This is a genomic window from Pseudomonas sp. EYE_354, from assembly GCF_023148575.1.
Taxonomy (GTDB): Bacteria; Pseudomonadota; Gammaproteobacteria; order Pseudomonadales; family Pseudomonadaceae; genus Aquipseudomonas.
On sequence record NZ_JAHXNQ010000009.1, the window covers coordinates 206,000 to 216,242 of the forward strand.

Sequence of the window (10,243 nt, forward strand, 5' to 3'; positions counted from 1 at the left end):
ACCAGACAACGCACATCCGTCGTCAGCCCACCAACCCGCGCATCAGCAAAAACAACAACGACGGCCCCAGCAGACACCCCAGCGCCGTATAGAACGCCGCAGTCAGACAGCCATAAGGCACCAGTTTCGGATCGGTCGCCGCCAGCCCGCCCGCCACACCACTGGAGGTGCCCATCAACCCGCCGAAGATCACCGCACTGCGAGGATTGTTGAGGCCAATCAGCGGCGCCACGAACGGGGTCATGACCATTACCAGAATCGCCTTGATCAACCCGGCGGCAATCGACAGCGCCATCACCTCGGAGCTGGCGCCAATCGCCGCCCCTGTGACCGGCCCGACGATGTAGGTCACCGCGCCCGCGCCAATGGTGGTGAGGCTCACGGCATCGGTGTAGCCGAACGCCATGGCCACGCCGACGCCAGCGACGAACGATGAGCCCACCCCGACAAACAACGCCAGCACGCCCACAAACCCGGCGCGTTTCAGCTCATCCACACTCACGCCAAACGCCGTGGCGACGATTGCGAAGTCCCGCAGCATCGCCCCACCCAACAGCCCGATGCCCGATAACAGCGGAATATCCACCACCCCCTTGGAGCCACCCGTGAAGGCGCCGCCCACGTAAGACAGCACCAACCCCAGCAAAATGGCGATGGCCGAGCCATGCAGACGGCCCTTGGTGAAGGTGTCGGAGATCCAGTAGGAGACCCACATGGTCAGGCCGATTATCGCGAAACCGCTGATCAGGCCGTAGCCGGTGATCACTTTCATCATGGATTCGTACATGGCAATCACCCGGCTTCTTTGGTGGGAACAACCGCACTCGGCTCACGGTTGCCGATGCGTACCAGCACCGGCACCAGGGCAAAGCCCAGCACCACGGCCAGGGTCCCGGCCAGAATCGCCATGGGCCCGCCACTGATGGCGCCATACACATTTTGCTGGGCGGCCATGGCCACCACGATCGGAATATAGATTGCCCCCCAGAAGCTCACGCCCTGCTCCGATTTGCCGGTAAACAGACCGCGCTTGGCCAGGTAACTGCCCAGACCTATCAACAGCAGCATGGCGATACCCACCCCGCCGACGTTGGCCGGGATACCCAGCAACTTGCCTAACAGCTCACCGATAAACAGCCCTGCCAACGTGCAGAACGCCAAAAAAGCCACACCGTAAATAATCATTATTGTTGTCCTCAAAGTGCTCGATCGACATTGTTGTTTTTGTGCTTCGAAAGCCTTGGGTGGTGCTTTATCGGTGGCGGCGCTCCTCCTCTGTCAGCAGGGCCTGCAACGTATCCAGGCGCGCGCCTTCGCAGGCGATCACCGTGCCTTGTTCAAACACCCGGCGCGACAGCCCGGTGAGCACGGCGCCCGGTGGCAGTTCGATTTGCAGACGCACGCCGCGCTCGTAGGCGCTTTGCACGGTGCCGCGCCAGTCAACGATGCGGCACATGTTAAAAGCCAGGTCATCGCGCAGCTGTTCCGGGTTGTGCACCGGTCGCGCGCGGGTGCTGCTCAGGTAGCTGATGCGCGGCGCCTTGAGTGTCACAAAGGCCTGCGCCAGTGTCCGGGCCGGTTGCTCCAACAGCGCGCAATGGGACGGCGCGCTCACGGCCAGGCGCCGTGCCACGCCATTACCCTTGATACGCTGGGCGACGCGGTTCATCGCGGCGTCGCTGCCGGCGATCACGGTCTGGTTATCGGCATTGATATTGGCCAGGTACACCGGTGTTTCGGGGCTGTTCACCTCGGCCAACAAGGTTTCAACGGTGGATAACGGCGGGCCGATGAGCGCGGTCATACCGTAGCCGTGTGGATAAGCCTGTTGCATCAATTCACCGCGCAGGCTGACCAGGCGGACTGCATCGGCAAAATCCAGCGCACCGGCGATCACCGCCGCCGGGTAGGCGCCGATGGACAGGCCCGCCACGTAATCCGGCGTGTGTTGCAGCAGACGCGCGTGGGCCACGCCGGCGATCAGCAGGCACAGCTGAACCGCGCGGGTCGACGCGAGGGCGTTCGCGCTATCGAGCAGGCGAACGTCTTCCCCCAAGGCATCGCTGGCTTCATCCAGGACGTCAGGGGATAACGACTGGAGCATGCCCGGCCGTTGCGCACCCTGTCCTGGAAACACCAGCAAGCTGCTCATGCCACGGCCTGCCAGGGGTCGAGGACAAGCTGCGCACCGCTGGCGGTTTTGAGCAGCACGCGCCGTGAGGGGCCGGCCCATTCGCGCAAGGCCACCGCGCCAAACGGGGTTTGCAATTGCAGGTCTACCGCGCACGGCGCCTTGTCCAATTTCGCCAGCAGCGCGCGGGCAAGCTCGCGCGCCAGCGGCTGCGGCGCACGCAGAATCAAATCCAGGTCGCTCAGGGCGTGCAACGCTTCAATGCCGGTGGCCAACTCAAAGCCGGCGCTGCCACTGACGCCCCAATTGGCCTGCGCCAGCACGGGTCGCAGTTGCTCCAGCGCCTGTAATGCCGGCAGGTCACGGGGCGAGATCACGCCGCGCAGCGCTTCAGGCACCACACGCCGACGCACGGCGGCAATCGGCATATGGGCTGCCAGGCGCTGCTCGCGCAAACGCCCGCGCACGCCCACCGCCACCTGGCCCGCCGGGGCAACGGCACGACGCACCACCACCGGGTGGCCGGCGCTGATCGCGTCCACCGCCCAGGCCGGTGCGTCGGCGGGCAGGTGCGCCGGGGTCATGCCCCAGAGCAAGTCGTGGGCGTTCACCATTGTTCCCGCAGCAGTTGGCGGACGTGACCGGAGGCCGCGCGGTGAGGGGCGCCGAGACGGCCGCTCAACTCACAGCCGTCCACGTCCCTGATCGCACTCACCAGGCACTCGCTGACTCGCGTCACATCCTCGGCCGTGGGCTGTTCGATCCGCCTGACCGACAAGGTCTCCCACAACAGGCCGAGGCTGGCGAAGCTGTCGATGTCATAGGCCATGGGCGGCACGCTGGCGGCCAGGGCTTCGAGTTCTTCTACGCTGCGCAGGGTCACCCGCGCCGCTGAAGCCTTGCCCATGGCGTGCACCATCACGCCGGGATCGCGCAGGGCGATCAGGCGGTTGGCCTGGTAGCCGTGGGCCAGGAATGCACCGGACATGGCCTTGCCCACCAGCAGCGCGATCACCGGGTGCCCGGCCAGGCGGGCGCGGGCGTAGCTGTCGGCAGCGCCAGCCAGGGCCTGATGGATGCCGAGGGCTTCTTCGCGACGGCCATACGCCTGGCTTGGTACGTCGACGATGGCAATGATGGGGCGCTTGTCGCCAAGGGCAATGGCTTGATCCACCGCCTTGGCCAGGCCCCAGCCCTCGAGCAGGCCAACTTCGCCGTTGCGCGCACGGGGGAAACGGTTTTGCGCGTCGGTGACCACGGCAATGAAACGCACCGCCTGTTCACCCAACACGCCGTCGGCCACTTTCACCGAGTCCGGCAGCCCGGCGACGGGCGCGGCCCCCGCGCTCAACGCGTTAAACCACTGCAACCCTCTCATGAGCGTTCTCCCTGATACAGATCGCGAACCGTCGCCGGGTCGATTTGCGCGGTGGTGTCCAGTTCGGCCAGACGCGCGAGGTAAAAATCGGCCTGGCGACTGCGCTGCCGAGCGGGTACGCCTGCGTGCAACAACGTCGTGACGGTCTGCTGGATCTGCACCACGTCGTCGGCCACATAACGGTCGACCAGGCCACTGTTGAAACGCTGCTCACCCCCGGTGAGGCTCCAGATAAAAGGCCGGTCGCGTGAATCGTATTCTTCCAGGCCGGCTTCCTGTTCGATCACCTGCGGACCGTTCAGGCCCAGGCGGGCCTCACGGGTCACCACCAGGTAGCTGCACAAGCCGGCAGCAATCGACATACCGCCAAAGCAGCCCACGCTGCCCGCCACCACAGCAATCACCGGCTGGTACTGGCGCAGGTCGACAATCGCCGCGTGGATATCGGCAATCGCCGCCAGCCCCAGGTTGGCCTCCTGCAGGCGCACGCCGCCGGTTTCCAGCAGCAGCACGGCACGGGTCGGCACGCCGTTGCGATTGTCTTCGGCAGCCAGTTCCAGCGCGCCGGCGATTTTTGCGCCGCCGACTTCACCAAGGCTGCCGCCCTGGAAGTTGCCTTCGATGGCCGCGATCACCACCGGCAAGCCATCAATGCTGCCTTTGGCGATGATGACCCCGTCGTCAGCCTGGGGGACCACGCCTTGGCGGCTTAGCCAGGGCGACATGACACGTTGGAACGGGTCGAGCAGTTCACGGTAGGAGCCGGCGTCCAGCAAGGCCTTGGCCCGCTGGCGCGCACCGAGTTCGACAAAGCTGTGTTTGGCGAGCAAGTCAGTCATGGCCGATCTCCTCGAAACCCTGCTCCAGGCGCAAGCGCACCACGCCGGGGGTGGCACCGAAATCGTGGATATCAATGTTCAATGCCGGTGGCGTCTGCTCCTGGAAGATCCGCTCGAACAGGTGCTGCCAGCGTTGCTGCGCGCCATTGACCGAGGTCTGCACCTGGATGGTCAGGGTGCCGGGCACGCCCGGTTCCAACAGCACTTCCAGGTCGCCCGAGCCGACGCAACCCACCAGCGCACGGCCTGTAGGTGGCTGCCCGGCGGGGAATTCAAAGGATAAGGTTTCCATCACAACGCTCCGTCGAGGCGGTCGATAAACAGGCAGGCGGCCAACAGGTCGGCGGCGCCACCGGGGGAGGCATTCAGGGCCAGCAGTTGGTTATCCAGTTCGTGCAATTGGCGGCGCCCGGCGAGGGTCGCGCTGCCACCGGCATTCAGCACCGCTTGGGCACCGCGTTGCATTGCGTGCAGGCCTTCGGGGCCGGCACGGTAGAGCACGCAGGTGTCGGCCAGCTCGGTCATGATCGCCAGCAGGGCGTCAAGCCGCGCGTTCTGTTCGCCGGCGTTCTGGCGGCGGCTCTTGTGCAGCTGCGGCAGGCCGCGTTGCGTCACCGCGGGAAAGCCCAGTTGCGCTTCTTCACGGGCCCCCCTGGCGCCATAACGCTGGGCGACTTGCGCACCGTGGCTCAGCGGTTGGGGTGCATAGCGGTCGTTGAGCAGGGCCAATCGGGCGGCAGTCAGGGTGACCGCGCGCGGCGCCAGGGCAGCGGCGGCGGTGAGCAAACCCAGCGCCCAGATCGCACCGCGATGGGTATTCACACCCTGGGTGGTGACGAGCATCGCCTGCTCACCTTCGCGGCCGATGCGCCCGAGCGCTTCGCGGAGCGGCAGGCCGACTTCCCCCAGCTCAATCGCGGCTTCGGCCATTTCCTTGAACATCGGCCACAAAGACAGCGCCGAGGCGTGCATCAGACCCAGGTGCAAATCGCTGTGGGCGCCATTGCCGCGACGGTCCACCAGGGCGGGTTTAGGCGACAGGTCGGCTTCGTCGATCAGCGCATCGACCGCCATGTCGGCCAGGCGCTCGGCGAGGCTCAGTTCATGCAGTTTGAGAGCGCGCATCTACCAGCTCCTGAATTTGGCGGGCGGGTTGTACAAGCCACCGGACCACTCCACCAGATCGGCCACGCTTTTGGCGGCCAACAACTCGCGGGAGGCATCGGTGCGGCGAATCCCCAGGTCCTCGGGCAAAGCGATCAGGCCCTCGCGGCGCATGCGCGCAGTGTCCTTGGGGTTGTGGCGCAGGCCGATGGCGGTCACTCCGGCGACGGCGGCGATCATCGCCTGGCGCTCTTCCAGGGAGCGCGCCTTGTACAGGTAGGCGATGCCTTCTTCGGTGAGCAGGTGGGTGACGTCGTCGCCGTAGATCATGATCGGCGCCAGGGGCATGCCGCTTTTGCGCGCCACCTCCACCGCATCCAGGGTGTCGACAAAGGTCGGTTTTCCGCCTTCCTGAAAGGTCTCGACCATTTGCACCACGAGCTTTTTGCCGCGTTCGAGCAAAGCTTGCGGCGCGTCGTCGTGGCGCATGTCCAGCCAGGCCGGGGTGCCGTGACGGCGGCCGCGGGGGTCGTGGCCCATGTTCGGCGCGCCGCCAAAACCAGCGAGGCGGCCACGGGTCACGGTGCTGGAATGGCCGTCGCCGTCGACCTGCAGGGTGGCACCGATAAACAGGTCCACCGCGTATTGGCCGGCCAGTTGGCAGAACATCCGGTTAGAGCGCATCGAGCCATCGCGACCGGTGAAGAACACGTCCGGCCGCGCGGCGATATAGTTTTCCATGCCCAGTTCGGTGCCGAAGCAATGCACGCTTTCGACCCAGCCGCTTTCGATCGCCGGGATCAGCGTGGGGTGCGGGTTGAGGGTCCAGTTGCGGCAGATTTTGCCCTTAAGGCCCAGGGACTCACCGTAGGTGGGCAGGATCAGCTCAATGGCAGCGGTGTTAAAGCCGATGCCGTGGTTGAGCGACTGCACGTTGTGTTTTTCGTAGATGCCACGGATCGCCATCATCGCCATCAGCACATGCACCGGCTTGATATGGCGCGGGTCGCGGGTGAACAGCGGCTCGATGTAGAACGGCTTGTCGGCCACCACCACAAAATCCACCCAACTGGCGGGGATGTCGACCCTGGGCAAATCGGTGACGTCGTCCACCAACTGGTTGACCTGCACGATGACGATGCCATCGCTGAAGGCCGCCGGTTCGATCAGCGCCGGGGTGTCTTCGGTGCTGGCGCCGGTGTAGATGTTGCCGGCGCGGTCGGCCATGAACCCGGCCGAGAGCACCACGTTGGGGGTCAGGTCCACCACCAGGCGGGCATAGAGTTCGATGTAGGTGTGAATCGCGCCGATTTCCAGCAGGCCATCTTCCAGCAACTGGCTGATGCGCAGGGACTGGGTGCCGGCGAAGGAGAAGTCGAGCTTGCGGGCGATGCCCTTTTCAAACAGGTCCAGGTGCTCGGCACGGCCGACACTGGGCATGATCATATGCAAATCGTGGAGTTTGGCGGGGTCGGCCTTGGCCAGGGAGCGCGAGAGGAAATCGGCTTGCTTCTGGTTGTTACCTTCCAGCACCACCCGGTCGCCGGGGAGGATCAGCGCCTCGAGCGCTTCGACGATCCGGTCGCCAGGCAACACCGCGCCGTCTGCGTACGTTTTGACCAGCCCGAGCCGCCGCTGCTTCTCGTCGCGCCGCCGCGTCCAGCGCGAGTCGGGGGTTATTGTTGTTGTCATGGTCGCTCCACGGGTTTGCTGTCGTGGGGCTTACCTTAGGAGTGAATCGGGGGGCCATCAATCAAGCTGGGCGGTGGATTATTACGGTTGGAGTAATGGAGTATCAACAAACGCTGACCCGAGCCGAAAGATGATCTAAATGTGGTGCCTGTGAGATTACAGCCCCACAAAGGGACTGATCAGCCCCTTTTTGGGAACGATCAAGTTCTAAGCCGCTGGCGAGGGGGAAATGTTTTCCAGTGCCTGATCCACGAGCAACTGCCCCAACTCGGCCATTTGCTGGATCCCGAGCATGATGGCGCGCTGGGAAGTGTCCAGGTCGAAGGCCAGGTTGCAAGTGAGTGCGTTCAGGGAGGACAGGGTTTCGCTGGCGTTGACCAGCAGGGTTTCGGTGTCTTGGTGGGGGGTTACGGTGAAGAGGGGTGGATTGGGGGTAGGTTTGATCATGTTGAAACTCCTAAACAGTAGTAAGGAGCGCCACCGTTCGCTTGCACGCGAATGAGGGTGGCGACCGTGCGCAGGTGTGCAAGACCGGGCCTGTTTAGGACACCCAGCAGGTCCGAAAACCTCCTGCGCGCAGCCGCCATAAAGCAGCGAGCACAAAAAACGCCCGTTGGTTGGCAGGGCGTTTTTACGCCTAAACAGTTTCGTCGGACTTGCACGTCCGTGTCACCGTTTTTTGCGATGACGGGGCGAAGACTAGGCGCGCTGAGCACCCACGACAAGTTCACGCACAGCCCAAAATCTTGCGGGAAAAATCCGAAGCCAGCAGGCGCAGGTCTATAACCTCATGTCTATGCTCACAGCCCCCAAACCTTCAAGCGGGTAGCTGCGGTACTCATAAACTTCCCCACGGACAATGAGCCGGATGGTTCCATCCGCCTGGGTCACTTGAACATCAGGCTCCTTGGTTTTTAGAAATGGATGTGCCGAGCCCAGTGCCGTCAGTATCTCTTGATCACTGCCCAAGTCCTTATGAACGTAGTACCTGTAGGAAAAGCCCACTGTCGCGCCGCCTTGCCCGTCACGCGCGCCATAAATTGAGCTGCCGTTGCCCAAGGCGTGTTTCAGAACCACTTCGTCCAAGTCGGGCGTACCGGATGACATGATCCAATTGGCCCCGATGTATATCAGGCAGGCCACCAGAAGGCAGTTACGCAGGACAGGTAAGAGGCCCTTAGTAGCCCTGAGAAATTGCATACTCAACGCCCCTGCTTATCCAATATTGATCGCGAGGATCGTCGCCAAAAGGGTCACCGCCCCACCATGATCCAAACTCAGGCGTGGTGGTTTTTGCGAATGTTTGAGCGACGCCTGCCGCCCGTAACAGAACATGCTCGGGAATCCCCAGTACCGTACCTGTAGCACCGTAATTGAAATTACCAAAAGCCTAGTACTGACGTCCTCGCTTCTTGTAGTTCCACGGGTAGTCCACGAGAAGTTCATGCACGGCCCAAAACTGCCCCGATCACTCTTCGCCACTCCCCACTTCGCGCTCCTCAAACGCCGATCGCACGGCTTCCACAACACGCTCTGCGCGGCCTGAATCGTCCAACTGCGGATAGGCTTTCTTCAGTTTCCCGGATACCTGCCAGCCATTTTCCTTGAGCGAGCGAATGATGCGGTTCACGTCCGGATCCGGCATTTCCAGCACGTCCTTGAGCCGCTCCTGGGCAAGCTGGAAGATGATGAGCACTCGCGCTTCATCGGCCATCTCGGTGCGGACGGTATGCGCCACGACCTGCGCCGTGTACAGCACGTGCTCGGTCAGATCCGGATAGCGCCATGCAAAGTGCGCGTCGGCGTAGTCATCGAAGATCAGGTTGCTTGAGGTGCCGTCTTCGTAGACGGCAGCTTTTCCAAAACGATAGGAAGCTGCATAGCGTTGCATGAATGGCCGCGAAAACACTTCTAACGTACGGTCATAACGCGCCCGAAAATCAATCGAACTGGTGATAGTGGCCGATACAGGCAGGATCACGCCCTCCGGCACCGCTTTATCACGGATCAACATATCGTTGATCAAGAAGCGATGAATCCGACCATTGCCATCGCGCATCGGATGGATATACACAAAGGCAAAAGCGATTGCCGCCGCCCGAGCCAACGGCTCGGCGCCGCGCGTGGCCAGTTCGAATGCTTCGAGGCCACCGAGCAAGTGCGGCAGTCCATCGAAGGCAGGCGCGATGTAGTGCACGATGTCCTCGCGCATCGTCGCTTGCCCCACAAAGACCGGTGAGCGTCGCAAACCCAACCCGAACGCATCGTGCCCCAAAATACCGGCTTGCAATGTGTGCAGGCTGTCGTTGCTCAACGGGCTCTCGATACGACCGCAGTACTTGGCGATCACGTGGGCGAACCGCTGGATCCTGTCGGCTTTGTCTGACTCTTGCTCGATCAGAAAGCTGGCCCGCGACTCCTTGAGCGTCAGCCAACTGGCCGTGCGCATCAGGATGTCAGCGCCAAAGGTTTGATTCAGCTCGCGAAGGGCCCCGCCCACGTCAAATTGCAGCGCTTCTTGAACAGATTCGGTACGGCGCACCAAGGGGCAGAACGCTGGCGTACCGGGAAAATTATTGTTGATGCGCCAGCGCCGTATCCGTAGAAGCTCAACTCGCGTCAGGTAATGCTGGGCTGATATGGCATTGATATAACCGCCATTGGTGACATCCGGTACGTCAAGGTGCTGCCCCGTCAGCCACTCATAGAGAAATCCAGCACGGCGAGCATATTGACCAAAGGGCGCTCGCCGGCACCAGTCTTCGATTGGTGTCGGGCCAACCGTGGCAAACAGACGGGCAAAAAACTCGAGGTGAATCTCTTCGTACTTGAGCCCAAACTCAAAATGCCCCGCGAAGTCGTCCGATGGCTGGTAGCTGGCGGGATACTTGCGCTCCACATGTCCATCGCTCTCACGGCTCATGCGGGTCGTACCGATTACCGATTCGACGCGTAGGGGTTGAGCAAGCGCAATGCTGTATTGGTCGGCGAGTGCCTTGAAGCCTACCTGCATTATTGAATCCCCCGACGAGCGTTTAAAAATGATAACAACGAGGGGATAGTAAGCGAAAACAATAATATCGCTCTGATAAAAATGTT

13 protein-coding genes are annotated in these 10,243 nt (G+C 62.5%); all 13 read right to left on the reverse strand.

Annotated features, from left to right (window positions below; all coding sequences use genetic code 11):
- Positions 1 to 22: 22 nt before the first annotated feature.
- A complete protein-coding gene (gene madM / locus KZX66_RS14865; RefSeq protein ID WP_248080524.1) occupies positions 23 to 787 on the reverse strand; it encodes a malonate transporter subunit MadM in 765 nt (254 codons plus the stop codon).
- Between the two features lie 5 nt (positions 788 to 792).
- Positions 793 to 1,185, reverse strand: a complete 393-nt coding sequence (gene madL / locus KZX66_RS14870; protein ID WP_248080527.1) for a malonate transporter subunit MadL — start codon at positions 1,183 to 1,185, stop codon at positions 793 to 795.
- A 67-nt stretch (positions 1,186 to 1,252) separates the two neighbouring features.
- Positions 1,253 to 2,152: a malonate decarboxylase subunit epsilon gene (mdcH, locus tag KZX66_RS14875; RefSeq protein WP_248080530.1), complete on the reverse strand. Its 900-nt coding sequence runs from the start codon at positions 2,150 to 2,152 to the stop codon at positions 1,253 to 1,255.
- On the reverse strand, positions 2,149 to 2,745 hold the full coding sequence (locus KZX66_RS14880) for a malonate decarboxylase holo-ACP synthase (protein WP_248080533.1): 597 nt from the start codon (positions 2,743 to 2,745) through the stop codon (positions 2,149 to 2,151). The genes mdcH and KZX66_RS14880 overlap by 4 nt, the downstream gene beginning before the upstream one ends.
- Positions 2,739 to 3,509: a biotin-independent malonate decarboxylase subunit gamma gene (mdcE, locus tag KZX66_RS14885; RefSeq protein WP_248080536.1), complete on the reverse strand. Its 771-nt coding sequence runs from the start codon at positions 3,507 to 3,509 to the stop codon at positions 2,739 to 2,741. Before mdcE ends, KZX66_RS14880 begins: the two co-directional genes overlap by 7 nt.
- The gene (locus tag KZX66_RS14890; RefSeq protein ID WP_248080539.1) at positions 3,506 to 4,348 is read right to left on the reverse strand and encodes a biotin-independent malonate decarboxylase subunit beta; all 843 of its coding nucleotides are present in this window, start codon (positions 4,346 to 4,348) and stop codon (positions 3,506 to 3,508) included. Before KZX66_RS14890 ends, mdcE begins: the two co-directional genes overlap by 4 nt.
- Entirely contained in the window at positions 4,341 to 4,640 is a 300-nt protein-coding gene (locus KZX66_RS14895) for a malonate decarboxylase subunit delta (protein WP_248080542.1), read from the reverse strand. The genes KZX66_RS14890 and KZX66_RS14895 overlap by 8 nt, the downstream gene beginning before the upstream one ends.
- A complete protein-coding gene (locus tag KZX66_RS14900) occupies positions 4,640 to 5,473 on the reverse strand; it encodes a triphosphoribosyl-dephospho-CoA synthase (RefSeq protein ID WP_248080545.1) in 834 nt (277 codons plus the stop codon). Before KZX66_RS14900 ends, KZX66_RS14895 begins: the two co-directional genes overlap by 1 nt.
- Positions 5,474 to 7,144, reverse strand: a complete 1,671-nt coding sequence (gene mdcA / locus KZX66_RS14905) for a malonate decarboxylase subunit alpha (RefSeq protein ID WP_248080547.1) — start codon at positions 7,142 to 7,144, stop codon at positions 5,474 to 5,476.
- 207 nt (positions 7,145 to 7,351) lie between these two features.
- On the reverse strand, positions 7,352 to 7,591 hold the full coding sequence (locus KZX66_RS14910) for a DUF6124 family protein (RefSeq protein WP_248080551.1): 240 nt from the start codon (positions 7,589 to 7,591) through the stop codon (positions 7,352 to 7,354).
- Positions 7,592 to 7,924: 333 nt separating this feature from the next.
- Positions 7,925 to 8,344, reverse strand: coding sequence for a hypothetical protein (locus tag KZX66_RS14915; protein WP_248080554.1), 420 nt, complete (start codon positions 8,342 to 8,344; stop codon positions 7,925 to 7,927).
- Positions 8,322 to 8,495: a hypothetical protein gene (locus tag KZX66_RS14920; RefSeq protein ID WP_348983816.1), complete on the reverse strand. Its 174-nt coding sequence runs from the start codon at positions 8,493 to 8,495 to the stop codon at positions 8,322 to 8,324. Before KZX66_RS14920 ends, KZX66_RS14915 begins: the two co-directional genes overlap by 23 nt.
- 117 nt (positions 8,496 to 8,612) lie before the next feature.
- The gene (locus tag KZX66_RS14925; RefSeq protein WP_248080557.1) at positions 8,613 to 10,157 is read right to left on the reverse strand and encodes a Fic family protein; all 1,545 of its coding nucleotides are present in this window, start codon (positions 10,155 to 10,157) and stop codon (positions 8,613 to 8,615) included.
- Positions 10,158 to 10,243 lie beyond the last annotated feature (86 nt).

Bases quoted from the DNA above. Each gene is read 5' to 3' on its own strand.
- madM (WP_248080524.1), bottom strand. From the start codon at position 787: ATGTACGAATCCATGATGAAAGTGATCACCGGCTACGGCCTGATCAGC.
- madL (WP_248080527.1), bottom strand. From the start codon at position 1,185: ATGATTATTTACGGTGTGGCTTTTTTGGCGTTCTGCACGTTGGCAGGG.
- mdcH (WP_248080530.1), bottom strand. From the start codon at position 2,152: ATGAGCAGCTTGCTGGTGTTTCCAGGACAGGGTGCGCAACGGCCGGGC.
- KZX66_RS14880 (WP_248080533.1), bottom strand. From the start codon at position 2,745: ATGGTGAACGCCCACGACTTGCTCTGGGGCATGACCCCGGCGCACCTG.
- mdcE (WP_248080536.1), bottom strand. From the start codon at position 3,509: ATGAGAGGGTTGCAGTGGTTTAACGCGTTGAGCGCGGGGGCCGCGCCC.
- KZX66_RS14890 (WP_248080539.1), bottom strand. From the start codon at position 4,348: ATGACTGACTTGCTCGCCAAACACAGCTTTGTCGAACTCGGTGCGCGC.
- KZX66_RS14895 (WP_248080542.1), bottom strand. From the start codon at position 4,640: ATGGAAACCTTATCCTTTGAATTCCCCGCCGGGCAGCCACCTACAGGC.
- KZX66_RS14900 (WP_248080545.1), bottom strand. From the start codon at position 5,473: ATGCGCGCTCTCAAACTGCATGAACTGAGCCTCGCCGAGCGCCTGGCC.
- mdcA (WP_248080547.1), bottom strand. From the start codon at position 7,144: ATGACAACAACAATAACCCCCGACTCGCGCTGGACGCGGCGGCGCGAC.
- KZX66_RS14910 (WP_248080551.1), bottom strand. From the start codon at position 7,591: ATGATCAAACCTACCCCCAATCCACCCCTCTTCACCGTAACCCCCCAC.
- KZX66_RS14915 (WP_248080554.1), bottom strand. From the start codon at position 8,344: ATGCAATTTCTCAGGGCTACTAAGGGCCTCTTACCTGTCCTGCGTAAC.
- KZX66_RS14925 (WP_248080557.1), bottom strand. From the start codon at position 10,157: ATGCAGGTAGGCTTCAAGGCACTCGCCGACCAATACAGCATTGCGCTT.